30 protein-coding genes are annotated in these 24599 nt (G+C 29.9%); 15 read left to right on the top strand and 15 right to left on the bottom strand.

Going from position 1 to position 24599, the window contains the following annotated elements:
* Positions 1 to 150: 150 nt before the first annotated feature.
* Positions 151 to 540, bottom strand: a complete 390-nt coding sequence (locus ACMCMH_RS06690) for a group III truncated hemoglobin (RefSeq protein ID WP_412723890.1) — start codon at positions 538 to 540, stop codon at positions 151 to 153.
* A gap of 102 nt (positions 541 to 642) precedes the next feature.
* On the opposite strand from ACMCMH_RS06690, the gene ACMCMH_RS06685 reads away from it, so the two are divergent.
* The 5 genes from ACMCMH_RS06685 (at position 643) to ACMCMH_RS06665 (ending at position 3299) form a co-directional block, all read left to right on the top strand.
* Positions 643 to 1272, top strand: a complete 630-nt coding sequence (locus ACMCMH_RS06685; RefSeq protein WP_412723888.1) for a hypothetical protein — start codon at positions 643 to 645, stop codon at positions 1270 to 1272.
* 59 nt (positions 1273 to 1331) lie between these two features.
* Positions 1332 to 1799: a copper chaperone PCu(A)C gene (locus ACMCMH_RS06680; RefSeq protein WP_412723886.1), complete on the top strand. Its 468-nt coding sequence runs from the start codon at positions 1332 to 1334 to the stop codon at positions 1797 to 1799.
* A 7-nt stretch (positions 1800 to 1806) separates the two neighbouring features.
* On the top strand, positions 1807 to 2298 hold the full coding sequence (locus ACMCMH_RS06675) for a hypothetical protein (protein WP_412723884.1): 492 nt from the start codon (positions 1807 to 1809) through the stop codon (positions 2296 to 2298).
* Complete coding sequence (locus ACMCMH_RS06670) at positions 2299 to 2871, top strand: SCO family protein (protein ID WP_412723882.1); 573 nt, start codon at positions 2299 to 2301, stop codon at positions 2869 to 2871. It begins immediately after the preceding gene.
* A gap of 65 nt (positions 2872 to 2936) precedes the next feature.
* On the top strand, positions 2937 to 3299 hold the full coding sequence (locus tag ACMCMH_RS06665) for a DoxX family protein (RefSeq protein WP_412723880.1): 363 nt from the start codon (positions 2937 to 2939) through the stop codon (positions 3297 to 3299).
* Between the two features lie 38 nt (positions 3300 to 3337).
* Here the strand turns inward: ACMCMH_RS06665 and ACMCMH_RS06660 are convergent, their stop codons facing one another.
* Positions 3338 to 3637, bottom strand: a complete 300-nt coding sequence (locus tag ACMCMH_RS06660; RefSeq protein ID WP_412723878.1) for an addiction module antidote protein — start codon at positions 3635 to 3637, stop codon at positions 3338 to 3340.
* 52 nt (positions 3638 to 3689) lie between these two features.
* Here ACMCMH_RS06660 and ACMCMH_RS06655 point away from each other — a divergent pair, with 52 nt between their 5' ends.
* The gene (locus ACMCMH_RS06655) at positions 3690 to 4523 is read left to right on the top strand and encodes an HNH endonuclease (RefSeq protein ID WP_412723876.1); all 834 of its coding nucleotides are present in this window, start codon (positions 3690 to 3692) and stop codon (positions 4521 to 4523) included.
* 149 nt (positions 4524 to 4672) lie between these two features.
* Here ACMCMH_RS06655 and purH read toward each other — a convergent pair whose 3' ends face one another.
* The 4 genes from purH to purL form a co-directional block, all read right to left on the bottom strand.
* Complete coding sequence (purH, locus tag ACMCMH_RS06650; RefSeq protein WP_412723874.1) at positions 4673 to 6205, bottom strand: bifunctional phosphoribosylaminoimidazolecarboxamide formyltransferase/IMP cyclohydrolase; 1533 nt, start codon at positions 6203 to 6205, stop codon at positions 4673 to 4675.
* A gap of 25 nt (positions 6206 to 6230) precedes the next feature.
* A complete protein-coding gene (locus ACMCMH_RS06645) occupies positions 6231 to 7595 on the bottom strand; it encodes an FAD-dependent oxidoreductase (RefSeq protein ID WP_412723872.1) in 1365 nt (454 codons plus the stop codon).
* A gap of 146 nt (positions 7596 to 7741) precedes the next feature.
* Positions 7742 to 8698 carry a GTP 3',8-cyclase MoaA gene (gene moaA, locus ACMCMH_RS06640; protein ID WP_412723870.1) on the bottom strand — a complete coding sequence of 319 codons (957 nt, stop codon included), beginning with the start codon at positions 8696 to 8698 and terminating at the stop codon, positions 7742 to 7744.
* Positions 8699 to 8725: 27 nt separating this feature from the next.
* The gene (purL, locus tag ACMCMH_RS06635) at positions 8726 to 10933 is read right to left on the bottom strand and encodes a phosphoribosylformylglycinamidine synthase subunit PurL (protein ID WP_412723868.1); all 2208 of its coding nucleotides are present in this window, start codon (positions 10931 to 10933) and stop codon (positions 8726 to 8728) included.
* 154 nt (positions 10934 to 11087) lie between these two features.
* Between purL and ACMCMH_RS06630 the strand changes: the two genes are divergently transcribed.
* The 9 genes from ACMCMH_RS06630 (at position 11088) to ACMCMH_RS06590 (ending at position 17741) form a co-directional block, all read left to right on the top strand.
* Positions 11088 to 11528, top strand: coding sequence for a DUF3015 family protein (locus tag ACMCMH_RS06630; RefSeq protein WP_412723866.1), 441 nt, complete (start codon positions 11088 to 11090; stop codon positions 11526 to 11528).
* A gap of 167 nt (positions 11529 to 11695) precedes the next feature.
* The gene (locus ACMCMH_RS06625) at positions 11696 to 13399 is read left to right on the top strand and encodes a DUF4105 domain-containing protein (protein ID WP_412723864.1); all 1704 of its coding nucleotides are present in this window, start codon (positions 11696 to 11698) and stop codon (positions 13397 to 13399) included.
* A gap of 72 nt (positions 13400 to 13471) precedes the next feature.
* Entirely contained in the window at positions 13472 to 14230 is a 759-nt protein-coding gene (locus tag ACMCMH_RS06620) for a phosphatidate cytidylyltransferase (protein ID WP_412723862.1), read from the top strand.
* A complete protein-coding gene (gene dxr / locus ACMCMH_RS06615) occupies positions 14227 to 15297 on the top strand; it encodes a 1-deoxy-D-xylulose-5-phosphate reductoisomerase (RefSeq protein WP_412723860.1) in 1071 nt (356 codons plus the stop codon). The genes ACMCMH_RS06620 and dxr overlap by 4 nt, the downstream gene beginning before the upstream one ends.
* Positions 15290 to 15553, top strand: a complete 264-nt coding sequence (locus ACMCMH_RS06610; RefSeq protein WP_412723858.1) for a hypothetical protein — start codon at positions 15290 to 15292, stop codon at positions 15551 to 15553. Before dxr ends, ACMCMH_RS06610 begins: the two co-directional genes overlap by 8 nt.
* Positions 15554 to 15564: 11 nt before the next feature.
* Positions 15565 to 15996, top strand: a complete 432-nt coding sequence (locus ACMCMH_RS06605) for a DUF1566 domain-containing protein (protein WP_412723856.1) — start codon at positions 15565 to 15567, stop codon at positions 15994 to 15996.
* Between the two features lies 1 nt (position 15997).
* Positions 15998 to 16537 carry an RBBP9/YdeN family alpha/beta hydrolase gene (locus tag ACMCMH_RS06600; RefSeq protein WP_412723854.1) on the top strand — a complete coding sequence of 180 codons (540 nt, stop codon included), beginning with the start codon at positions 15998 to 16000 and terminating at the stop codon, positions 16535 to 16537.
* Positions 16538 to 17533 (top strand): tRNA (adenosine(37)-N6)-threonylcarbamoyltransferase complex transferase subunit TsaD, encoded by a 996-nt coding sequence (gene tsaD, locus ACMCMH_RS06595; RefSeq protein ID WP_412723852.1) that lies wholly within the window; start codon positions 16538 to 16540, stop codon positions 17531 to 17533.
* Between the two features lie 19 nt (positions 17534 to 17552).
* On the top strand, positions 17553 to 17741 hold the full coding sequence (locus ACMCMH_RS06590) for a hypothetical protein (RefSeq protein WP_412723850.1): 189 nt from the start codon (positions 17553 to 17555) through the stop codon (positions 17739 to 17741).
* Here ACMCMH_RS06590 and ACMCMH_RS06585 read toward each other — a convergent pair.
* The 9 genes from ACMCMH_RS06585 to ACMCMH_RS06545 all read right to left on the bottom strand — a co-directional run bounded on the left by ACMCMH_RS06585 (position 17717) and on the right by ACMCMH_RS06545 (position 24590).
* Complete coding sequence (locus tag ACMCMH_RS06585) at positions 17717 to 18448, bottom strand: TSUP family transporter (protein ID WP_412723848.1); 732 nt, start codon at positions 18446 to 18448, stop codon at positions 17717 to 17719. The two genes, ACMCMH_RS06590 and ACMCMH_RS06585, sit on opposite strands and share 25 nt — an antisense overlap.
* Before the next feature lie 15 nt (positions 18449 to 18463).
* The gene (locus ACMCMH_RS06580) at positions 18464 to 19996 is read right to left on the bottom strand and encodes a DNA recombination protein RecN (RefSeq protein ID WP_412723846.1); all 1533 of its coding nucleotides are present in this window, start codon (positions 19994 to 19996) and stop codon (positions 18464 to 18466) included.
* Positions 19993 to 20865: an NAD(+)/NADH kinase gene (locus ACMCMH_RS06575; RefSeq protein ID WP_412723844.1), complete on the bottom strand. Its 873-nt coding sequence runs from the start codon at positions 20863 to 20865 to the stop codon at positions 19993 to 19995. The genes ACMCMH_RS06580 and ACMCMH_RS06575 overlap by 4 nt, the downstream gene beginning before the upstream one ends.
* Before the next feature lie 35 nt (positions 20866 to 20900).
* On the bottom strand, positions 20901 to 21950 hold the full coding sequence (locus tag ACMCMH_RS06570; RefSeq protein WP_412723842.1) for a tetratricopeptide repeat protein: 1050 nt from the start codon (positions 21948 to 21950) through the stop codon (positions 20901 to 20903).
* On the bottom strand, positions 21951 to 22463 hold the full coding sequence (locus ACMCMH_RS06565) for a hypothetical protein (RefSeq protein WP_412723840.1): 513 nt from the start codon (positions 22461 to 22463) through the stop codon (positions 21951 to 21953).
* A 3-nt stretch (positions 22464 to 22466) separates the two neighbouring features.
* A complete protein-coding gene (locus ACMCMH_RS06560; RefSeq protein WP_412723838.1) occupies positions 22467 to 22751 on the bottom strand; it encodes a hypothetical protein in 285 nt (94 codons plus the stop codon).
* A 47-nt stretch (positions 22752 to 22798) separates the two neighbouring features.
* The gene (locus ACMCMH_RS06555; protein ID WP_412723836.1) at positions 22799 to 23716 is read right to left on the bottom strand and encodes a calcium/sodium antiporter; all 918 of its coding nucleotides are present in this window, start codon (positions 23714 to 23716) and stop codon (positions 22799 to 22801) included.
* Between the two features lie 5 nt (positions 23717 to 23721).
* Positions 23722 to 24150 carry an rRNA maturation RNase YbeY gene (gene ybeY / locus ACMCMH_RS06550; RefSeq protein WP_412723834.1) on the bottom strand — a complete coding sequence of 143 codons (429 nt, stop codon included), beginning with the start codon at positions 24148 to 24150 and terminating at the stop codon, positions 23722 to 23724.
* A 95-nt stretch (positions 24151 to 24245) separates the two neighbouring features.
* On the bottom strand, positions 24246 to 24590 hold the full coding sequence (locus ACMCMH_RS06545) for a YraN family protein (RefSeq protein WP_412723832.1): 345 nt from the start codon (positions 24588 to 24590) through the stop codon (positions 24246 to 24248).
* Between the last annotated feature and the right edge of the window lie 9 nt (positions 24591 to 24599).

Raw genomic sequence — 24599 nt, 5'->3', positions numbered from 1 at the left:
CTTTTTTATGCTAGATTAAAAACTTTAGGAGGAGATTAATCTATTTTTTGTTTGGTGATTAGTAAAAGTATACTATGCAAGTGTTAATTGATTGTTAGTTTTTTATCTAATTTTATTTTATTATATTCATTTTAGATTTATAATAATTTATTATAACTGTAAATTTCTCATAAAATTAGATGCAATGTTTTCTGCTCTACTTTTAAATATCATCCCTAAGTCTCTTTCATACATTGTATCAATAACTTCAAAAAACATCACTAACCATGAACCAAACTTCTCCCTACTTAATGGTAAGTCAAAATGAGCTCTCATTGGATTCCCTTGATATTCAGGGTCTTGCAGTGCTATCATTGCCCAAAAGTTTGTCAATATTTTAATATGTTCCTGCCACTCTTCACTATTTATATCTTCACCTAGCTTATCTCTAAAGACTTTGGCAACTTCACCATCTTCTTTTAAAATTTTTGTGTAAAATGTGATAACCATCTCATTTATATTTTCTTTTGTAATTGTGTTGTGTTTTTTACTGAATTGCATTATTTTATCTTTCTTTAGTTTATTTCGATTATAAATGAATAAGTTTAAAAGAAATTTATATGATATAATTACTCTTTAAAATATTAAACTTAAGAGAATAAAATGAATTTAGACAAATTAAAAGATTTAGAATCAGAATTTTTACACAGATACCCAAGTGGTTTTAAAGATGAAAGTTTTTTCCCTCAAATCCAAAAGTTCAAACCTGAGAAACTTGAACTCTTTGCAAAAGATGTTCTGAAAAAAGAAAACTTTTCAAATCCAAATCTTGCAGTTGAAGGATTTTTTAAAACCGTTCAAAAGTCTGTTATGGTTTCACTATTTGATAAGTTAAAACTAAAGGATGCAATTGCATCTTTAAACTCTTATGAAAAAGATATGTTAAGTATTGAGATATACGAGCTTTTATATGGCAATAAAAAAGAGGGATTTGAAGGTTTAGTTGAGTTTTTAGCACAATATAACTTAGCAAAATGGACTATAATAAGTGTAACTCCTTATTGTATTCATAGACATACCGAATATTTCATTAAACCAACAACTACAAAAATGATCATTAAATACTTTGAACTAAAAGATTGTAATTATAAACCAAGACCTAGTTTTGAATTTTATGAGAACTACGCAAAAGCCTTAGATGAAATGAAATCTAATCTTGATGAGTCACTCACATTTGATAATGTAGCATATACAAGTTTTTTTAAAGTTGCAATTGAGATGTGCGAAGACTAATCAAAATTAACACACTATTAACAATTATATTATATAATTTAGAAACATAAGGAATAATCATGAAAAAAATAATCGCTTCAGCACTATTATGTGCATCTACACTTTTGGCTTCAAGCATCGAAATTAAAGATTCATATGTAAGAGCAACACCTCCAGGTCTACCTAATTCAGCTGCATTTATGACTATAGAAAATGAAACAGCAAAAGATATAAATATCGTAAAAGCATCATCTAAAGTTTCTAAATATGTTGAGTTACATACACATGATATGAAAAATGGTGTTATGAAAATGTACCAAGTACCTAAAATCACTGTTCCAAAAAATGGACAAGTAGTACTTAAACCAGGTGGTTTTCATGTAATGTTCATCGGTCTTCATCATCCACTTAAAAAAGGTGAAAATGTTACATTTACTTTAGAGCTAGAAAATGGAGACACAAAAACTATCACTGCACCTATCAAAACTGTAATGGGTGGGATGAAACACAAAGGTCATCATAATATGCACCATAATATGAAACACTAACACATATATGTCTACAGAAAAAAACTCTTCAAATACAAGAGATACAATAATAGCTATATCTATCATAGCTGTTATTGTTGTAGGTTATTTTATGATTGATTTCAATGGTATTTATCAGTCATTAAAAGGGGAAGCTCGGTTTATTACACAAAATAAACAGTGTGATTTACACCAATCTTCTTGTAACATAAAAATTCAAGATGACACTACATTTGAACTAGAAGTTTCTCCAAAAACGATACCACTTATGGAAGAGCTAACATTTTCTATCAAAAGTAATAACCCAAATTTAGAAAACCTTACCCTAAATATCTATGCAACAAATATGTTTATGGGTGATTTTAATCTACCTATTAAAAACTTAGGTGGTGGAAACTATAAAGCAGTAGGTACACTTCCGACATGTCCAGTAGGTGACATGGAATGGAATGCAGATATAAGAGTAGAAAAAATGAATAAAACTATTGGAGCTAGATTCCAATTTAAAACGGATATATAGATGAATAAATTTTTTAAAATATTAGTAAGTATAGTAGTTGCAATTATGTTAATCATGATTATAAAACCATACATAGATAACTATAATGAGCAAAAACAATACGACTTTGCAGTTGATACAATAGATGGTAAAGTAACAAAAGAGAGTTATAAAGGGAAAGTTTTAGCTGTATACTTTGGATATACATATTGTCCAGATGTGTGCCCTACTTCACTTAGCTCTCTTGCACAAGCACTTAACGAACTACCAAAAGAGAAAACAAAAGATTTCGTAGGTCTTTTTATCAGTGTAGACCCAGATAGAGATACACTTAAAAACTTAAAAGAGTACTCAGCGTACTTTCATCCAAATTTTCAAGGTGCTACATCTACAAAAGAAAATATAGATGAGATAACTGCACGATATAAATCGTACTATAAAAAAATTGAGCTAGAAAACTCGGCGATGGGATATTCTGTGTCACATACTTCATTTATCTATCTTTTTGATGAAGATGGTAACTTCAAAGCAAAACTAGATCACTTTTCAGATCCAAGTAAAATCAAAGAGAGTTTAGAAGAGGTTTTAAAATAGTTTTTCAAATCTAATTACACATTTAATTCACAATAAGTTATTAGAATAACAAAAAAGGAATTATTATGAAAAAGTATTTATATTATGGAACAACTGCTGTCATAGCTATTTTAGTTGGGATAATAGGTGGAATGATAGACATCATCCAGCCTCAAAATGTTGTAGATATAGCAACACACTTAGGCTATCCACTTTACTTTTTTATGCTTCTAGGTATTTTTAAAGTATTGGGTGGTATAGCATTAGCTTTACCAAAAATACCAGATAAGATAAAAGATGCTGCTTATGTAGGATTTGGTTTTGATTTTATTTTTGCATCATTTTCTCATTTTAGTGTAGGTGACCCTATAGTGAAAATATTAATACCTCTTGCACTTCTTGGGATTTTATTTGTTTCGTATAGATTGAAAGAAGAACCTGTAGTTTAACTTGAACTTATCACATTTTGTGATAAGTTCATTGCTTTCTAAGCAATCGCTTTTAATTTTACACCAAATGAGTTAAGTACTTTGAGTACAGTATCAAACTTCGGGCTTGAGCCTTTTGCAAATGTTTTATATAAACTTTCCCGTCCTAGACCAGTATCTTTTGACACTTGACTCATCCCTTTAGCTTTTGCGATATACCCTATAGCACTTAACAACGCATTCATATCTCCATCTTCTAAGACTTGAGATAAATACTCGGCTATCATCTCTTTACTATCTAAGTATTGTGATATATCAAAATCATTTATCATTTTATACTCCAAAGTTAAAATTTGCAAATTGTATCCTATAAGATACAATTCTGTCAAGTTATCCCTTGATTAAGTTTAATTGAGATATTCTAATATTATGAAATCCTTTACTACTAATATAAAAAAAGAAAAACCCTATAAATGTATTCTTTGTGATTCCTCAGATGAATGCTTTACTACTATAGAACATATTGTTCCTCATTCTTTAGGCAATAATTTTTTAACATTAGATAAAGGCTGGGTTTGTGATAAATGTAATAACATTTGCTCAGGATTTGAATCTAGAGCACTAAATAATTCTTCATTAGGTTTTCAGAAAGTGTTAATGGGACATAAAACAAAAAAAGGTAAACAACCTAAGGCAACATACAACCATATTGAATGGTTTAGCCATGGTACTAAAAAAAATACTATTTCTATTGATTTAAATGAAAAAAGATTAAATAAAAATCCGTTTGTTAAATATTCTATTGAAAATAATACAAAAGCTTTTTTACAATTAGCTCACAACAAATTTGACATTGATATAGGAAAATTACTTTTAAAAATAGGTATAGAAATGATTTATTCATTATCATTAAATAGTTCAAATAATCTAGATGTTGCAAAAAAATTTATATTAAATGATGAAAATAAATCATGGCCTTACTTACTTATCCAAGAGAAAGGTTTTCAACTTAAAAGTCTTTTTGGGCCATCAAAATTTATTCATAGTCATGCACTTGCTTCCAATTTTGATATTTTTATGTATGAAAATCAGATTAATGAATTAATATTCCTTTTTAGTTATGGGTATTTTTTATATGCTATAAATCCATGTTCTAAAGATTTAAATTGGTTAGATGAATTAAAAAATAACAATTTTAAATTTGTAGCTTTTCCTGTTGAATTTTCCAAGTTTAGTAATACATAAATTTTAAAAAGTGATTTACAATGATTAGATTTCAAAATAAATCAAGGCAGATAAAATTATATTCGTAGGAGTTTACTAAAGTAAATGACTAGAAGATAATTTTATCTAACGCAGAGTTATGAAGAAAGATGATTATTTAAATCATCTTTTTAGTGTAGGAAGTGTCTCTTTCCTGAGAAGTAAAGACTCATACCGAACTCATTTGCAGCTTCGATAATCTCATCATCTCTTACTGAACCACCTGGTTCAATAACACATTTTACACCAGCTTCAGCAGCAGCATCGATACTATCTCTAAATGGGAAGAACGCTTCAGAAGCAAGTACAGAACCTTTTGTATCTAGTCCCATATCTTCTGCTTTTCTAAGTGCAGCTTTAGCAGCATCAACTCTAGAAGTCATACCCATACCAACAGCAACCATTGCAGAGTTTTTAACATACACTACACAGTTAGATTTTGTTAAAGAAGCAACTTTATAAGCTATCTCCATATCTTTCTTTTCTTGTGCTGTAGCTTCAATTTTAGTTTTTAATTCTGAGTTTTTAACTTCATCATCTTCAACTTTATCAGCATCTTGGTATACAAATCCACCATCAACAATTTTGAAGTTAAAAGCATCATCAGCCATCTCTAGTTTTCTAGTACCTTGCTTAAATAGTTTGATTCTTTTCTTTCTATTTAATTCCTCTTCAGCTTCAGCTGTGAAGTCTGCAGCAAATACTACTTCTAAAAAGATTTCATTCATTTTAACAGCTAAGTCTAAATCAACTGTACCATTTACAGCAACTACTCCACCAAAAGCAGATACAGGATCACATTTAAGTGCTTCAGTATAAGACTCTAATAAAGTATCTTTGATAGCAAAACCACATGGGTTACCGTGTTTTACGATACATACAGCATTGTCATCACCAAAAGCAGATGCAATTTTAGCAGCTCCTGAGATATCACCCATATTGTTGAAACTTGCTTCACCTTTTAAAGTGATGAATTTGTTTGATAAATGATTATCGAATTCATATAATGCACCTTTTTGATGTGGGTTTTCACCATATCTTGTATCAAATACTTTTTCACCAACGATGAATTGTTTTTGTCCCATCCCACCATTGAATCTTTTATTCATGTAGTTAGCAATCATAGAATCATAAGCAGCTGTGTGCTCATACGCTTTAATCATCATATCTCTTCTGAATTCAAAAGTATTTGTATCATTTTTAAGATTGTTAAGTACTAAATCATAGTCAACTACATCAGTAACGATGATAACTGAGTCATGGTTTTTCGCTGCACTTCTAACCATAGCAGGTCCACCAATATCAATGTTTTCAATAATAACTTCATAGTCATCTGTAGTTTCGATTGCATTTTTAAATGGATATAAATTTACACAAACTAAATCAATACCCTCTACACCTAATTCTTTTGCTTCATCAAGATGAGATTGTTTATCTCGTCTATGTAAGATTCCACCATGGATAAATGGATTTAGAGTTTTTACTCTACCTTCAAAACATTCTGGAAATTTTGTAACTTCATTTGCTTCGATTACTGCGATTCCTGCATCTTTTAGTTTGTTGTATGTTCCATCTGTACTGATGATTTCATAACCTAATTCTACTAACTCTTTTGCAAAATTTTCTACACCACTTTTATCACTAACGCTGATTAATGCTCTCATATTTAGTTTTGTTCCTTTAAATTTATTATGCGATTTCTGGTTCAACTAAATCAGTGTTAAATTGTTCTTCATTAAATTCTAAATTTAAATAGTCACAGATAACTGTAATATCTCTTTGTGCATTTCCTAAACAAGATGTAGCACCTGGAGATGGAGTCATATTAAAAATAATTCCGTTACCCTCATTTAATGATGCTTCACCAAGCATAAGTTTTTGTTCTCTTTTGTTCAGTACTTGAGGTCTAACACCACCAAAACCTTTTGCATACTCGATATCATCTTTAGTTAAAGAAGGAACGATTTTTTGTGCATCTTTAACAAATAAACCTTTATTGATACCTGGTACTTCAAATAAGAAGTTTTTGAATACATAGTTTCTAATATCAGAATCTTTTAAAAGATCCCAGAATATTTTTAAGATACTTCCATCTATATTCATTGTTTTTAGACATTGTCCAAATGATTTAAGACCTTTATATCTTTCTAAAACACCAAGAGCTAGTGCAGTTGGTCCAAATCTTGTTTTTCCATTTTCTAAGATATCTGGGTCACCATGAAGTGCTGCAAATGGAAGTTTGTCATTTTGTACCATATATACTTTACCATTTAAGAATTCACCACTTGTGATGTAAAATGATCCAGCCATAGATAATGATCCCATATGTTTACCATAACCCATTTTATGAGCTAAGTATAATGAGTGAGCACCAGCATTTACAACAACAAAATCAGCTGTAAATACAGTACCATTCACTGTTGTTAATCTATATTTATCACCATCTTTTTCAATATCTTCAACTTCTGAATTATAAAAAATATCTGTTGTTTGTTCTGGATTTGCATTTTGACCCTCTTTTGCTAACTCTTCTGTCATAGCACCATAATCAACAGTTGTGTACTCATTTTTAGCACCCATTGCTACGATTGGTTCTGGTCTTTCGATTGTTTGTGCTTTGTCAGCCCATACAAGTTTTGGCTCTAAAGTTTTTAGGTCTTCTTTTGTATATAACTCTAAATAAGGGAAAAGAGTTTTAAAAGATTCATATCTTTCAGTGATAAATTTCACCTCTTCTTCACCAACACCAAGTGCCATCTTTTGGTGTTTGAACATGATTTTTTCTTCCAAACCATATTGTAAACAGAACTTTTCAATCATTTTTGCAGTTCGTTTTGTGATTTTTGCTTTATCCAAAGTATAGTTAGTTTCAATATCACCAACATGAATAGTTTGAGAGTTACTACTTCCTTTAGAGTTAAGAGTAGCTAATGCTTCATATTTTTCCAACATACAAATTTTCTTTGCATTTGTATATTTTCCTAATTCATAAAATAAAGCAGCACCTGAAATACCACCACCTACAATTACGACTTCATAATGTTTATCATTCATTTTCAATTTCCTGTGTATAATCTACCGACAATACTAGCAAAAAGAAGTTTTCATTAAGCTAAAATAAATATATAAAATCTACATTTTAGCAAATAAAGGTAACAAATAGATAACAAAATCTATATTTTATTGTTTATGATACACTCTTAGCCACCAGTTTCATAAAAAGCTCTATCAGAATTATCTTCACTTCCCCATTTATTTTTTTCTGGTTTATTTTGCAGTACTTTTTTAAGGATATTTGATGCTTCTTTTATATTTTTTGATTTAATTGCATCTGCAATACTCAAAGCATCTTCAAAATATAAACAAGGGATAAGATAGCCCTCCGCTGTGATACGAAGTCTATTACAATCACTACAAAAATCATCTAAATGAGGCTCAATGATTCCAAATTTGTAGCCATCTTCCAAAAAGTAATTTTGAGAGGGGGAGTTTCCTTCCCGTTCACCGCGTACAAAATTATACTTTTCTTTAATAATATTTTGAATATCTTCTGAAGTTAGTCCAGCTTTTACATTGGCGTGAGAATTTTCCATATATTCTATGAATCGTATCTCATATCCTTTTCTCTTACAATACTCAAGTAGATCTATAAGTTCTGTGTCATTTATATCTTTCAATGGAACACAATTTATTTTGATTTTTAATCCAACCTCATCTGCTTTTGCTATACCTTTTAGAACTTTATCCAAAACATTTTTTTGTGCAATGTGATGTGCAACACTCTCTTGTAAACTATCAAGTGAAATATTGACTCTTTTCAGACCAGCATCTTTAAGTTTTTGAGCTGCGTCTTCCAGTAAAAATGCGTTAGTTGTGAGTGCTAAATCAAGAGAAGGAGAATAATCAGATATCATTTTTATAAACTTATCTAAATCTTTTCGTAAAAGAGGTTCCCCACCTGTCAAACGAACTTTTTCGATCCCTTCATCAATTCCTACTTTGATAAACTCAAACATATCTTCAAATGAGAGTAATTTTTCTTGAGGAACCCAAGAAAATGGTTTCTCGGGCATACAATATTGACACCTAAAATTGCATCTTTCTGTTACAGAGACTCTTAAATAGTTAACTTTTCTTCCATGTCCATCAATTAGCATATTTTTCTTTCGGTGTCTTATTTGTTATTATAAATCTTGCTCAATAACTTTTCTAAATGTATTAAAATAGATATCTTTAGCATTTGTTAAATCTTGTTTAATTCCGTTGATATTGATTATATCTCCACCACTTTTTCCTATTTTTGTACAAGTTACTTGGTATTTACCAATTAACTCTTCAAAAAGTGGCTCATCTTCATATTTAACTTCAACAATAGCTCTTGATAATGTTTCACTAAAAATATCTTTTACATCATTTAAAGGGATAGTGATATCAACACCTTTGTCTCCAACTACAGCCATTTTTGCTGCAGCAATTGCAATACCACCAACATTTACATCTTTTGCACTTTGTAATACACCTGCTTTATTTGCATTTATCACAAAATCCCAAAGATGAAGCTCTTTTTCAAAATCTACTTCTGGATGAGTACCAGCAACTTTTCCATATAGTTTTTTCATATATAAACTTGCACCAAACTCTGATTTTGTATCACCTAAAATATAAAGTGTACTACCGTTATGTTGAATACAACTTGGTAAAACTTTATTCATATCATCATTTACACCAACAGTTGCAATAGCAGGTGTTGGGAAAACACCCACACCATTTGTTTCGTTATATAAAGAAACATTTCCACCAATAACTGGAGTATTTAACTCTTTACAAGCAGCTTTGATACCCTCACAAGAGTGTTTAAATTGCCACATAACTTCTGGATTTTCAGGATTACCAAAGTTAAGACAATCTGTAATAGCTAAAGGTTGAGCACCAGTCATAGCTACATTTCTACCAGCTTCCATAACAGCAGCAGCACTTCCTAACTCTGGGTCAATATAACATTGTCTTGTGTTACAGTCTGCAGACATAGCTAAAGCTTTTCCAGTCTCTTTGATTCGTACTACTGAACCATCAAGTTGCCCTGGACCTTTTACTGTATTTGTTTGTACCATAGAATCATATTGATTATAAACCCAAGATTTATCTACTACTTCCATATCAGACCATAATGCATCAAACGCTTCTTGGTTTGAGATGTTTTTATCAAGTTTTATATCTTTGATTGTTTTTAAGTATTCAGGTTCAGCTACTGGTCTATCTAAAATAGGAGCTTCTTCAGAAAGTGGTTGAATAGGTATATCAGCCACTAAATCACCATGCCAATACAGTTCCATATTTCCAGTATCTGTTACTTCTCCAATTACAGCAGCTGATAATTCCCATTTTTCAAAGATATCAATAACTGCTTGCTCACAACCAGCTTTTGCACAAATAAGCATTCTTTCTTGTGATTCTGAAAGCATGAAATCATAAGGAGTCATCCCCTCTTCTCTTGCTGGAACTTTATCAAGATCCATTTTCATTCCACTTCCAGTTCTACCTGCCATCTCAAAAGATGATGATGTAAGTCCAGCAGCACCCATATCTTGAATACCAATAATTAAATCTTGTTTAAACAATTCCAAACAAGCCTCAAGTAAAAGCTTTTCTGTAAATGGATCTCCAACTTGTACTGTTGGTCTTTTTGATTCAGAATCTTCAGTAAATGCTGCACTTGACATAACAGCACCACCAAGTCCATCTCTACCAGTTTTAGACCCAACATACATAACAGGGTTTCCGATACCTTCAGCAACACCTAAAAAGATCTCATCTGATTTACAAATACCTAAGTTAAATGCATTTACAAGGTTGTTTCCAGCATAACACTCTTCAAATCCTGTTTGACCACCAATAGTTGGAACTCCCATACAGTTACCATAACCACCAATACCATCAACAACACCTCTTAAAAGAAATCTGTGTTTTTTAGCAGTTTCAGAATCACCTTCGATACCAGCAAATTGAATAAGATTCATAGATGCAACAGGACGAGCTCCCATAGTAAATACATCTCTCATAATACCACCAACACCAGTTGCAGCACCTTGGTAAGGTTCTATAAATGATGGGTGATTGTGTGATTCCATTTTAAATACAGCAGCATAACCTTCACCGATATCAATAACACCAGCATTTTCACCAGGACCTTGAATAACCCATGGAGCTTTTGTTGGGAAACCATTTAAATATTTTTTACTTGATTTATAAGAACAATGTTCAGACCACATAGCTGAAATAACACCTATTTCACTATAGTTAGGCTCTCTACCTAACATCTTTAATACAGTTTCGTACTCATCTTGGGTCATTGAATGTGCTAATGCTATTTCTAATGCTGATTGTTGTGACATATTTATCTACCTTAAATATATTTATTTTTAACTATTGTAACTAAATTTAATTTATTGAATGGTTAAATCAATCTATTATCAATAAAATAATAATTTTAACTTATTTTTAATTTAACTTGTTTTATACTTATTTAAATCACAAAAAAGGATTATTATGAAAAAAATATTATTAAGTACAGCAGCTACACTATTACTAGCTACATCGGCTATGGCAACAATAAATAACCAAACAGGTTGTGGACTTGGTTCTCAAATCATCAAAGATGATTCATCTGCAATTATGTTAGCTTTACAAGCTACAACAAATGGTACATCTGGTAACCAAACTTTTGGTATCACATCAGGAACATCTGGTTGTCAAAAAACTAAATTTGTTATGAATGAAACTACACAAAGATTTGTTGCATCAAATATGGATCAACTTTCAAAAGAGATTGCAATGGGTCATGGTGAAACAGTTGAAACACTTGCAGAGTTATTAAATGTTGAAAACAAATCAACTTTTATTGCGTCACTACAAAAAAACTATAATGCAATTTATACATCATCAAATGTAAAAATGGCTAATGTTTTAGATAATGTATCTGCTATCTAATTAAATTTTCAAGCGGTTTTCCGCTTGAAAACTCTCACTAGGAACTTACTATAAAACTCTTACTTTTATTTTTATTATTTACACAAATACTACTTTCAAATACACTATCTTATTACACACAACAAATTGAAGAGCAACAACTTTGGAAAAATAGCTATTGGAAAACATTGTTACATATACCTGTAGATAATAAAAGTGAAATAGATTCACCTACCTTTTTTTTAGCTAAAAATGGGAAAACAAATCCAAAAAATGAATTAGTCCAAACACTCAAATACCTTTTAACTGAAAAAGATATTTCGGATACTTCAATAGCATGTAGATTTCCAGCACGAAAAGCATGGTTGGAAAAAAAATTAAACATTAAAAATTTTCCTCGAACAAATTGTGAAAAATATACAAAATGGATTCAAGAATTAGACCCAACTTCTGTTTCTCTTGTCTTTCCATCTGCTCATATTAATTCTCCTGCATCTATGTTTGGACATACTTTTTTACGGATAAATTCATCTTATAATTCAAAACTACTTTCCTATGCTATTAATTATGCTGCATCTGTAGATAAAGATAAAGAGAGTGGTTTTATGTTTGCACTTAAAGGTTTGTTTGGAGGATATTATGGTCAATATTCTCTTTTACCATATTATGAAAAACTTAAACAATATAGAGATACCGAACAAAGGGATATCTGGGAATATAATTTAAACCTAAATAAAGATGAAGTACTTCAAATGGTAAATCATATTTGGGAACTCAAAGAAACCTATTCAAATTATTATTTTTTTGATGAGAACTGCTCTTATAATATGTTGTGGTTACTTGAAGTTGCCAGACCAACAGTAGAACTTCGTGATCAATTTTTTTATCAAGTAAGTCCACCTGAAACTATTTTTGAAATTATCAATGCTAATTTAGTAAAAAGTAAAGATTTTCGCCCTTCTAAAAGAAAAATCTTACTAGAATATGAAAAACAACTCAATCAAAATGATATACAAATAGTAAAAAAACTTGCAAGCAATATTGAGGAACTCTCTATTTTTATCCAAAATGATGATTTCACTCTCAGAAAAAAGCAATTGATTTTAGAGTCTGCTACAGAACTTGCAGAATATTTTTATATTCAGGGTAAAATAAAAAAAGAAATTTATTTGGAGATTTCACACAAACTTTCTCAAAAACGAGCATCTTTAGGGGCAGGTGAACAAATTCAAATCTCTAGACCAACAAATCCAGACCAAGCACACAGACAACTTTCACTATCGCTAGGATATCGACACAATCAAGATGATTTTTTTACTTTTGGTATACGCCCAACATATCATGATATTACAAATAATGATGAAGGTTTTTTAGCAGGAACACAAATAGAGTTTTTTAGTTCACAGTTTTTATATAACACTAAAAATAATAATCTTAAACTAGATTATTTAAAACTTTTAACAATCACCTCTTTAGCTCCACAAACAAAATTTTTCAATCCAATTTCTTGGTCAACTAACTGGCAATTTAATAGAGAAAGTCTAAATAACAAACTCAATTTTAATGCAAAAGTAGGTGTAGGAAAAGCTTATTATCTAGGAGAGAAAAGCTTTCTTTATGCTTTAGCAGACTTATATATTTATCCTACAGACTATTCAAATACAGCAGTGGGTGGTACAATTGGTAGTATATTATATACAAGTAAAAAAACAAAACTTAATATCGAATCCAATTACAAAGTATATGATAATGGCGATGATCAAAAAACTTTTACTATTACCCAAAGCTATTTCCCATCTAACAATACAGATATAAAACTCAACTATAAATATATAGAAAAAAAGCTAGAAGATCAAAATAGTGTTAATTTATCTTTTCATTACTTTTTTTAAATAAAGAATCAATCAACAACTATTTACCAACTATTAAGTATAATAAGAACATTAATTAATAAAAGGTAAAACATGTCAAATATTATCTCTGAAAGTTCAACTCGTATTAAAACAGGAATAGTTTTAGTTATCGCACTTCTTATCATCGGATTTATAGATTCCATAACACTCACATGGCTTTTATTTGGTGCTCTTATGATCATTGCTTTAAAAGAATCAATGAACCTTTTTAAAATAGATGATGACAAAATTTATATTTATGCTGTAGCTATTTGGATCATTGCATATTTTTATCCAAAACCCGAAGACCTCATTTTTGTAGTGGGTGTTTTATTTGCAGCTATGCTTGCATATACACAAGAGTTTAATAAAAATTTATTTTTACCACTTATGTATCCTATAGCTTCATTTTTATTTTTACTCTCACTTTATTTTTCTTATGGAATGGGTGCATTGCTTTGGTTACTTGTAGTAGTTGCTGGTACTGATGTAGGTGCTTATTTTGTAGGTAAAAGTATGGGTTCATTGAAATTTTGTGCAACAAGTCCAAATAAAACTTTAGAAGGTGTATTTGGTGGAGTTATCATAGCTGCAATTTTAGGGATGATATTTGCACCTGAAGAGATAGGATTTTTATTAGGATTGTTTATCTCTCTTGCTGTTGCAATAGCATCTGTATTTGGTGACCTTTTTGAAAGTTATTTAAAAAGAGAAGCTGATGTAAAAGATAGTGGGGATATTTTACCAGGTCATGGTGGTATTTTAGATAGAACAGATGGATACCTATTTGGTGGTATAGTTATGCTATTTTTATTGAGGTTTTTTGCTTGATAGTTTTAGGAAGTACAGGTTCAATTGGGGTTAATGTTTTAGCAATTGCAAAAAACTTTGATCTATCTATTGAAGTTTTAGTTGCTGGAAATAATATAGACCTTTTAAATACTCAACTTGAAGAGTTTTCACCAAAACTTGTGATTATAGCATCACAAAATGATATACATAAAGTAAATCATTTTAATGTAAAAGCAGGTCAAGAAGCAATACTTCATGCAATTGAAGAATCTGATTCAAACTTAGTAGTAAATGCACTAGTTGGTTTTTTTGGATTAGAACCTACACTCAAAGCAATTGAATGTAAAAAAAGAGTTGCTTTAGCAAATAAAGAGTCTTTGGTAGTAGCTGGTAAGTTTATAGATACTTCATACATCACACCAATAGATAGTGAGCATTTTGGACTTTGGTATCTCATGGACAAAGAAAAAACAATGGACAGTTTAACTATTACAGCTTCAGGTGGAAGTTTTCGAGACTACCCAATTGAAAAACTACATAGTGTTACAAGAGAAGAAGCACTCAATCACCCAAACTGGTCTATGGGAAATAAAATCACTATAGATAGTGCAACTATGACAAATAAACTTTTTGAGCTTATAGAAGCTAGATGGCTTTTTGATACAGCTGCTTGTGATGCTATAATAGAAACTAAATCTATTATACATGCTATGGTGAACTATATTGATGGAAGTACCACAGCACACTTAGCACATGCAAATATGCAACTACCTATCTCTTATGCACTTTTAGGAAAAGTAGAAACTCCAATTTTAAAAAAAGTTGATCTGTTTGAATTACAAAATTTAGAGTTCAGAAAAATAGAGTCGTATAGATACAATATTTGGTCAGCGAAAGATGAACTCTTACAAAATGACAACTTAGGTGTAGTTTTAAATGCTGCAAATGAAGTAGCTGTTGCTAGGTTTTTAAATAAAGAGATAGGCTTTTTGGATATTGCAGATACCTCACTAAAAGCAATTAATTATTTTCATGATGTAAAAATTCACACAATTGAGGATATAATGGAAATAGATAAAAAAGTAAGAGTCTTTGCAAATGGGTGATATGACTATTCCTTTTATTATGTTGTTGATTGTTACAATTGCTTTAGTACTCGAAAGAAAACATCATGAAGATAAAATAACAGAAGAGTTTGAAGAAAAATTTGAAGACTGGAAACAACATTCAAACAATGAAAAACAAACTACTAAAGAGTTGGTTGGTCTTGTGTTTTTAGAAAATAACAAATTAAATATTGAAGTATTAGATAAGAAAGTTGTTGACCAATTAGAACGAAAGAAGTATTCAATTAAACTATAAAAGGATTTGGAATGAAAATTTTAACTTTATTAACCTTATTAACTTTAGTACTTTTTGCTTCAAAACTTACACGAAGTGGTAACTATATAATTGATGATCAAAATAAACTTATTTGGCAAGATGTTAAAGATAATATCAGAATTTTACTCACTCAAGAAGATGCTATCAATTATTGTACAAACTTAAGTTTAAGTGGTTTTTCAGACTGGAGACTTCCATCTACTGAAGAGTATCAAACCATAATTGATAAAAAAAGAATAGCTTCTCAACCAAAAATAAACAAAGCATTTAAATATGCAAAACAAGATGATTATTGGGCAAGTAACAGAACATGGCTGAGAAACTTTGGAAGATATGGATATTATGTTTTTTTTAAAAGTGGTACTATATACTACCAAAATAGAACATATCCAAAATATGTAAGATGTATAAGGGGTTTATAAAATGAAAAAAGTATTGATATTACATGGTTGGGGTGGAAGTGATGAACCTCATTGGCAATGGTGGGTAGCAAAAGAGCTAGAAAAACTTGATTATGAAATTTCTTTTCCTGATTTACCAAGTAGAGATACGCCAAATTTAGAAGAGTGGTTAACTACATTAAAAAAAGAGTTTGATAGATTTCAACCAGATATGGTACTTTGCCATTCATTGGCAAATATTTTGTGGTTTCATTTTGTTAGTAAATATGAGATAAAAGAGTTAGAAAAACTAATGCTTGTAGCACCTGTTAGTCAAGATTGTGATGAAAAAGAGTTAAGTACTTTTTTCCCCTATCCAATTCCAGATAATCTTTATGCGAAAGAGAGTATATTAGTAGGAAGCACAAATGATGAGTATCTTGACTTAGATGAAGCAATTCAACTTCAAAGCAAACTCAATGTAGGTTTAAAAATACTTCAAGATGCAGGACATATAAATGCCCAAAGTGGTTTTGGTGAATTACAGTGTGCAATTGATTGGATAGAGAGAGAAATAGACTAAATGATACTGAGTATAGAAAGTAGCTGTGATGATAGTAGCATCGCTATAACAGATATAAAAACAAAAAAGCTACTCTACCATAAAAAAATCTCTCAAGAGTTACAGCATAGTGTATATGGTGGTGTTGTACCTGAGCTAGCTGCTCGTTTACATATTGAAGCTTTACCTAAAATTCTAGAAGAGTGTACAGAGTATTTTCCAAAGCTAAAAGCAATTGCAGTAACAAATGCTCCTGGTTTAAGTGTGACTCTAACAGAGGGTGTTACCATGGCAAAAGCACTTGCTTTGAGTTTAAAGATACCACTTATAGGTGTCAATCATCTCAAAGGGCATATCTATTCTTTATTTATTGAAAAAGAGACACTCTTTCCTTGTACTGTATTATTGGTTTCAGGTGGGCATACACAACTAATTGAGGTAGAAAACTTAAATAACATGAGTGTTGTTGGTCAAACCATTGATGATAGTTTTGGTGAGAGTTTTGATAAAGTTTCAAAAATGATGAAGCTTGGATATCCAGGTGGTCCTATAATAGAAAAATTTGCACTTCATGGTGATGATAATAGCTATGAACTACCTATCCCTTTACGACAATCTCCACTTATTCAGTTTAGTTATAGTGGGCTTAAAAATGCTGTTCGTTTAGCTATTTTAAAAGAGGAAGAAAACAATAATATCAATGAAAAAACTATCTCTAATATCTCTGCTTCTTTTCAAAAAGTGGCTATAGGGCATATAGTGATGAAACTCAAAAAGTATTTTAAAACAAATCCACCTACTAACTTTGCAATTGTTGGAGGAGCTAGTGCAAATAAAGCACTTCGTACTCAAATAGAATCACTATGTTCTGAATATAACGCTAAACTATTATTAGCACCTATGGAGTTTTGTAGTGATAATGCTGCGATGATAGGAAGAGTTGCAGTTGAACAGTACGAATCAAATGATTTTATTGCAATCAAGGAGATCAATGTGCAAAGTAGAGTAGAGTTTTAAAAATTGGAGCATACAAAATATGGAAGAATTTAAAGTATCAAAAGAAGAACTACATAAAATGTTTGAGAAAAAAGAGATTTTAGATACAAATAAGGGTTGGTACTATAAAAATCAAGAAGTAGAAATTATAGCGATACACACAATAGAAAAACGCTATCTACAAGATATGATGAACTCAGATTTCTACAGGATTAAACCTGTAGAATAAAACACTGTTCCTATTAACTTTACAGCTAAAAGAGTCAATAAAACTTTCAGTGTAAATAATAACTTTTTACCTTCTACCTTGTCTCTTAACTTTGTTCCTAGATATGAGCCAATGATAACTCCTATCACCATCACAACTATAATATCAAGATATTCAGAAAACTTGAAACCGAAATATACAAACACAAGTACCTTTAACAGATGTGTAATACTCATAAGTAAAGCAGCTGTAGAAACAACCTTATCTTTATCTTGATAATCTTTTAAAAGTAAAGTTGTAGTCAAAGGTCCAGTAGCTCCAACGACTACGGATAATCCTGACTGTAAAAATCCTATAAGGTAATAGTTTTCATATTTTTTAATCTTATCGTTAAATTTAGATGACCATAATGATAATAAAATATAAGTACCTATAAATAATGGTATATATTCAATAGAGATCATATCTAAAATCAAAGCTATTGTTCCAACACCAAGTAAAGATCCAAATAGAAATTTAGGAACTACCTCAAATTGAATATCTTTGTATCCAAAATATGCTCTTGAAACATTACTAAACATTTGAGTAAATCCATGTACTGGTATCAAAGCACTTACAGGAAGAAAGTTAGGGAGTATAGCAATCAACAAAAGACCTCCACCAATACCAACAACACCAGCAATCAATGATGTCAAAACACTTATAACGCCTAAAACTATTACTTCCATTTTATCCCTAGTTTATCAATCTACTAAAAGTTTTCTTGCGAACTCTAAAGCTTCTTTTGTGATATTTTCACCACTAATCATCCGAGCAATTTCATCTACTCTTTGCTCTTTGTTAAGAAGTTTTACACTTGATGTGTTATCAGTTTTTTTCACCATAAAATGCTGATGTGCAGTTGCACTGAGTTGCGGTTGATGCGATATAGCAAATATTTGATAACTTTTTGAAAGTTGCTCTAAAACTTTTGCAATACTTTCTGATTCTTTTCCACTTAGGTTTGCATCTATCTCATCTAAAAACAATATTCCATTTGTATCAATTTCATAAAAACTTCTTGCTGTTAAAAGTGCTAGTCTGAGACGATTGAACTCTCCGCTACTTATTTTACTTAATTCTGTATCATTTAGTTTAAATTCGATTTTATCAATACCTGTTTCATCAAGAGGCTGTCTTTGAATAGAGATTGTCAAATTTTCTAAGTATAAATATTCTAAATATTCATTTACCTTTTCTTCTAAATATACTATATTTTCTTCTCTGATTTTAGAAATATCTTGTGCTAACAACTCTATCTCTTCAGATATTTTTTGAACATTTTTTTCTAAAATAGCTTTTTCAAAAGAGATATTTTCATATCCTTCTAACTCTTTTTCTTTAACTTTTTTATACTCTAAAGCCTCAGTAATACCACCAAACTTTTTATTTAAAGAAGAGAGTTCTTCTATTCTTGTTAGTACACTTTCGATCTCCATATCATCTGTTGAAGCAACACTATCATAAAACTTCTCAAAATGATTATTAACTTCTGATATAGCATCATCAAAAAAAGCACAGTCTACATCTAACAGTTGTAAAGCACTCGATATTTTATGTGTTTCATTGAGCATTGGTTGTATATCTTGTAAGATATCATCAAACTTGTCTTTTTTGGATAAATTTATTTTAAGCTCTTTAAGTTCATCATATTCATCTACTTGTGGATCTATTTTTGCTATCTTTTCAATCTCAAATTTTGTATATTCGATTAGATCATCTAACTCTTTTTCATCCTCTAGAATTTTAGTCAGTTTATCTTGTAATGTTTTATATTCTTTATACTTGACTTCAAATTTTTCAAGTATTTTACTATACTTTTTATTGTTTAAAGAGGTCAAAAAATCCAAAAATGAGATAATCTTTTTACTGTCAAAATCTGTTGTATCTTTAAGGTGAAGATGTTTTGAAAAGTTTGCTGTGAATACTTTCAAATTCTTTTTAGAAATCGATTGATTATTTAAAAGATAGCGTGTTTTTAGTGATGTGGTTTGTTTTATAACTATATCATCATCTTTTTCAATTCCATAATTCTCATCTGTTATTTTTAAATCTTCAAGCACTATTTCGCTCAATTGAGCATTACTATCTGTTGTTCCAAATAAAGATAAAATAGAACTCATAAGTACAGATTTTCCAGCTCCACTAGCTCCTGTAAATACTATCAAACCTTTTTTAAACTCTATATCTATTTTTTCAAAAGATAGATAGTTTTCTAAATAAAATCGATTAATCAATTTGCACCCCAATATAATTTTTTATTTAATACATCAAAATAGTTTCGTTCACATCTATGTATAAGTTGTGCTTTTGCAGAAGCTACTTCTATTGTTATCACCTCGTTTGGCTCTAAATCATAGACATCATGACCATCAATAATCACCATCGCTTTTTGTTTATCAGTATTTTCAAGTGTTATCTTAAAATCAACTGGCAAAACTAATGGTCTTTGTGTTAGAGAGTGTGCAGAAATAGGAGTAACAATAAAAGCTTCTGTTAAAGGGAAAACAACAGGTCCATTACATGATAAATTGTATGCGGTTGATCCTGTTGGTGTAGAAACAATAAGTCCATCGCCATGATATTTATTGAAAAGTTTATTTTCTATTTTGGCATCTAAATTTACCATTCCTGAAACAACATTTTTACTTATGACTACATCATTAAAAGCAACTACTTCTTTCCCTTGTACTGTTGCTTTTATCATCATTCTTCTATCGATTCGGTAATCATCTTTTTTAAATCGTTCTAAAAAAGCATTGATCTCATCGGGCATGATATCTGTTAAAAAACCTAGCGTACCTAAATTGATTCCCATAACCGCTTTTTGGTATTGAAAACTTCTTCTTGTAGCAGAGATTAGTGTTCCATCTCCACCTAAAGTAACCAAAAAATCACTCTGTAAACATAAATCGTTGAACTCTATTCCATCAACAATATCAAGGGTATCAGCACTAGTTTTTTCAAGGAGTACTTTAATACCATGATCTTCAAACATTTTTTTAATATCTAAATAAATATCCTTAATATCCGAAGCATCTGGTTTCAAAATAAATCCAGCAATATTGTTTTTTTCTAAGATTTCATTACTATGCATTATGTTCATTTATTATTTCCTTGATTTTCAATTCTGCAATATCGTTATAATAAACTTGCCAAATTCATTGTAGGTTTACCTAGTTTTGGTTCAACCATAAATGATAAAATATCTTCACAATGAGGACATCTTGATTCATAAATTGGGTGTACATTTTTACACTTTGTACAAATAAACTCAAAATTCAAATCTAGGTTTGTTTCTACTGAAGAGTTTTTTAAAGCAATCAATACATTTAATTCAAAACTATCACTTTTTTTTGAACTGTTAATATATCCTTTTGCTGTATAGATATCTTGCAACATTTGGCACTTATTTACAGCATCCCAATCGATATCATCGAAATCTAAATACCAAAGAATATCAATGATATTTAACACATTTACTAACTGGATATTCTCCCAAAAAATCTCTTTATTAAATTTGATTAAGAAACTTGAAACTAATCTTTCTAAATTTTCATTCTCTTTAAAATAATCAAATAATTGAAGTGATTTCTTTTCAAAACTCATTATTGAGTCATTCATAATTTGTAAGATATCTAAATGTAATTGCTCTTTTTTCATATCTTCATCTAGTTCTTCTAAGGCATCTAGGACCTCTTGGGCTTTACCAAATTCATTTAAATTTTGAAAAATCAAAAGAAGTTTGTGTAAAGAGATAGTATTTCTAGGATTAAATTTTAAAATTTTTAAAAAAATATCCTTACTTCGTTGCAACATTCCACTTTTAAAATAGGTTTCACCTAAAAGCTCTAAAAGCTCTTCTTTTTTGATTGGTTCTTTTACATGTTCTAGAAGTGCTAAATATACTGAAATAGCTTTATTGTACTGTCCATTATGAACAAATGATGAAGCAAGTAATATAATAGAATCAAACGGAAGATTATATGTAGAATACAGATGAATATAATCATCTTCTTTTAATGTTCCTAATTCAAATCTTTTAAGTAGTTTACGATACTCTTGTCGTGACTTTCTTTCTTTATATATACCAAAAGTATAAGTAAAAAATGAAGCTACAAATATAAATATAAATATTGTAACAATACCTATTAATGGATCTCGATAATCAAACATTATAGTATCATTCATCTATTTAAATCCATATCTATTTAGTTTAAATATTGTTTCTTCAGCAATAGTGATCATATTGATGTTTAAACTTTTATACTCTAAATCTTTTACATTTAGAAGTAGTTGGTCATAAATCTCCCCATAAGGATAAATACTAAAGTACAAAAACTCTTTAGAATCATTTTCTTTTCCTAGTTCGGCAAACCAAGTAGAAAGAAGAGAAAAACATAGCATTGATGGATTGAATTTACTATTGTTTTTTAAAAGTTTTGTGATACTTGTATTTATGTACTGATAACTTTTTAAAATCATAGTAATTCTCGACACCTTTTTATTTCTCAAATAATAATCAATAGGTTGCACTGTAATATTTATCGCTTTTTGTAACTGTTCTGTACGAACGGTAATAAACTCTTTTAATTCCACTGAAATATCAAAAACCTCATCATTGCTATTTGTATAAGAATCAATAAGATCCCTTGCAAACAAGAGTAAAGCTTCTGTTTTGACTTTATTTGAGTTTATAATCATTTTTTAATAATATAACCGAATCAAAAATGTAATAAAATCTTTTTCAACATTACTGTCATCAATCGTTTCATTCTCTTGAACAGATTTATGAATCAGATTATCAAGTTGTTGTTTTAAATATTCAATATCTTGTGCTGAAAGCCTATTTACATTTGTTACAAGTTTTTGCTTTACTTCATAAGAGTCTAAACCCTCTTTTTGTGCAATCCCAAAAGCCATATTATCCAATGTACCAATAATATGTTGAGGCAATTCATTAAAATTCGGTGTACTACTTTGTGATGCCAATTGTTGTTGTAAAAGTTGTTCGTGTAAAATGGTATATCCCTTCTAAATTAAAAACTGTTTGATACTACTAATGCTAAAACTGTTAACAATACAATTCCAGCACTTTTATTATACAATTTATTTGCTGTAATAAATACTAACATTACAGATACAATTAAAGCAGCAATAATATCAAAGAAATTTGCAGACAAATCTACATTGAGTGGATTGATTATTGAGCTCAACCCTAACACCATTGTAAAATTTGCTACATTACTTCCAATAATTGCACCTATTGCCATATCTGCATTATTTGCTCGTGCTGCTTTTATAGCAACTGTGAGTTCCGGTAAACTTGTACCAAATGCTACTAAAAATAAGCCAATAATCCATTCACTTATTCCAAAAGTTCGTGCTATATTTGAAGCACTATCAATAGCAAAATCTGCACCAAATACTACAAAAATAAAACCAACAAAAAGTAAACCAATTGTTTTTCCCCAAGCAAAATTTTCTTTATCTTCATCATCATCTGGCTCTTCTACTTGATTGCTTTGTATTAAAAACATTAGATACGCAGCCATTAACAGTAAAAATAAAAAGCCATCAAGCATACTGAGTTTACCATCAATACTCATCAAAATGAAAATAAATATAGGGAATAATGACCAAGCAGAATCTTTTGCAAAAAGATCTCTATCTGGTGTGATTTTTTTAGCTATTAAAAAAACCACACCCAAAACAAGTGAGATGTTAAAAATAGTACTTCCAATAACATTGGCAACTGCAATATCACCACTTCCTTGCATAGAAGCACTCATACTCACAGCCATTTCTGGTAAACTTGTTCCTAAAGCAACTAGTGTCGCTCCTATAATAAATGGTGATATATCAAATTTTAAAGCGATTTTTTCACTCTCCTCAATAATAAAATCTGCACCATATATCAGTGCACCCATTGAGATGATAAATATTACTATATCCATTTCTTTTATTCCTCTTCTACTCTTACAATTAAACTTTTTGGAAGACTAAATTTACAAATTAGCTCCTCCTCTTTTTTTCGATGTTCGCCACTATCTGTTTCATGGTCATATCCCAGTAGATGCAAAATCCCATGGATGAACAATAAAGCAAACTCATCTTCAAAACTATGTTTATATAGTTTTGCTTTATCTTCTACAAAATTGGAAGATATCACAATAGAACCTAACGGTACATGAGGCATCTCATCATAAGGAAAACTCAAAACATCTGTTGATTTGTCTATTCCTCTTGTGTTAAAATTGATATCTTTCATCTCTTCATCTGTTGTAAAGATAAGCTCAATCTCTTTATTTGTTAAATCAGATGCAACTTTTTGTATAAAAGATATATCTATCTTATGTTGTGTATTATTTTCAAATACTATTTGAGACATAGTTTTCTCATTTTATTTTTATTCACATTATTCCTCTATTTGATTGTATATGTTAAGTTTTTATTTTATCTAAAAATGACTAAATATCTATGATTTTATAAAGAGATATTCTCTAAATATTCTAAATCCTCAACAGAAAAAATAATCGCATCTATACAATATGCTACATCAAGATTTTTATGTTTCAAATATAGTTCAATACTTCTATAAAGTCTATGAAGTTTTTGTTGTGTAATATTATAAACAGCTTCAAAACCACTACCACTTTTTACTTCAATAAAATGATATACATCATCTTTTGTAGCAATGATATCAATTTCACCAAGCTTTTTTGCAAAATAATTCACCTCTATGATTTTAAAATCATTTTCAATAAGATAGGCCACTGCCTTTTGTTCAAAATATTTTCCAGTATTTGTTGTATTATTTTTAGTTTTCATTAGATAAAA

This window comes from Arcobacter sp. 15-2, from assembly GCF_047159865.1.
GTDB lineage: Bacteria > Campylobacterota > Campylobacteria > Campylobacterales > Arcobacteraceae > JAIOSF01.
Note: the sequence above shows the minus strand (reverse complement) of the source record. Positions and strands in the feature narration are given on the sequence as shown.

Bases quoted from the DNA above. Each gene is read 5' to 3' on its own strand.
- ACMCMH_RS06675 (WP_412723884.1), top strand. From the start codon at position 1,807: ATGTCTACAGAAAAAAACTCTTCAAATACAAGAGATACAATAATAGCT.
- ACMCMH_RS06585 (WP_412723848.1), bottom strand. From the start codon at position 18,448: ATGGAAGTAATAGTTTTAGGCGTTATAAGTGTTTTGACATCATTGATT.
- ACMCMH_RS06620 (WP_412723862.1), top strand. From the start codon at position 13,472: ATGTCAAATATTATCTCTGAAAGTTCAACTCGTATTAAAACAGGAATA.
- ACMCMH_RS06565 (WP_412723840.1), bottom strand. From the start codon at position 22,463: ATGATTATAAACTCAAATAAAGTCAAAACAGAAGCTTTACTCTTGTTT.
- tsaD (WP_412723852.1), top strand. From the start codon at position 16,538: ATGATACTGAGTATAGAAAGTAGCTGTGATGATAGTAGCATCGCTATA.
- ACMCMH_RS06690 (WP_412723890.1), bottom strand. From the start codon at position 540: ATGCAATTCAGTAAAAAACACAACACAATTACAAAAGAAAATATAAAT.
- ACMCMH_RS06685 (WP_412723888.1), top strand. From the start codon at position 643: ATGAATTTAGACAAATTAAAAGATTTAGAATCAGAATTTTTACACAGA.
- ACMCMH_RS06605 (WP_412723856.1), top strand. From the start codon at position 15,565: ATGAAAATTTTAACTTTATTAACCTTATTAACTTTAGTACTTTTTGCT.
- ybeY (WP_412723834.1), bottom strand. From the start codon at position 24,150: ATGTCTCAAATAGTATTTGAAAATAATACACAACATAAGATAGATATA.
- ACMCMH_RS06680 (WP_412723886.1), top strand. From the start codon at position 1,332: ATGAAAAAAATAATCGCTTCAGCACTATTATGTGCATCTACACTTTTG.
- ACMCMH_RS06570 (WP_412723842.1), bottom strand. From the start codon at position 21,950: ATGAATGATACTATAATGTTTGATTATCGAGATCCATTAATAGGTATT.
- purL (WP_412723868.1), bottom strand. From the start codon at position 10,933: ATGTCACAACAATCAGCATTAGAAATAGCATTAGCACATTCAATGACC.
- ACMCMH_RS06670 (WP_412723882.1), top strand. From the start codon at position 2,299: ATGAATAAATTTTTTAAAATATTAGTAAGTATAGTAGTTGCAATTATG.
- ACMCMH_RS06645 (WP_412723872.1), bottom strand. From the start codon at position 7,595: ATGAATGATAAACATTATGAAGTCGTAATTGTAGGTGGTGGTATTTCA.
- ACMCMH_RS06665 (WP_412723880.1), top strand. From the start codon at position 2,937: ATGAAAAAGTATTTATATTATGGAACAACTGCTGTCATAGCTATTTTA.
- ACMCMH_RS06545 (WP_412723832.1), bottom strand. From the start codon at position 24,590: ATGAAAACTAAAAATAATACAACAAATACTGGAAAATATTTTGAACAA.
- ACMCMH_RS06590 (WP_412723850.1), top strand. From the start codon at position 17,553: ATGGAAGAATTTAAAGTATCAAAAGAAGAACTACATAAAATGTTTGAG.
- ACMCMH_RS06600 (WP_412723854.1), top strand. From the start codon at position 15,998: ATGAAAAAAGTATTGATATTACATGGTTGGGGTGGAAGTGATGAACCT.
- ACMCMH_RS06610 (WP_412723858.1), top strand. From the start codon at position 15,290: ATGGGTGATATGACTATTCCTTTTATTATGTTGTTGATTGTTACAATT.
- ACMCMH_RS06575 (WP_412723844.1), bottom strand. From the start codon at position 20,865: ATGAACATAATGCATAGTAATGAAATCTTAGAAAAAAACAATATTGCT.
- ACMCMH_RS06555 (WP_412723836.1), bottom strand. From the start codon at position 23,716: ATGGATATAGTAATATTTATCATCTCAATGGGTGCACTGATATATGGT.
- ACMCMH_RS06630 (WP_412723866.1), top strand. From the start codon at position 11,088: ATGAAAAAAATATTATTAAGTACAGCAGCTACACTATTACTAGCTACA.
- purH (WP_412723874.1), bottom strand. From the start codon at position 6,205: ATGAGAGCATTAATCAGCGTTAGTGATAAAAGTGGTGTAGAAAATTTT.
- moaA (WP_412723870.1), bottom strand. From the start codon at position 8,698: ATGCTAATTGATGGACATGGAAGAAAAGTTAACTATTTAAGAGTCTCT.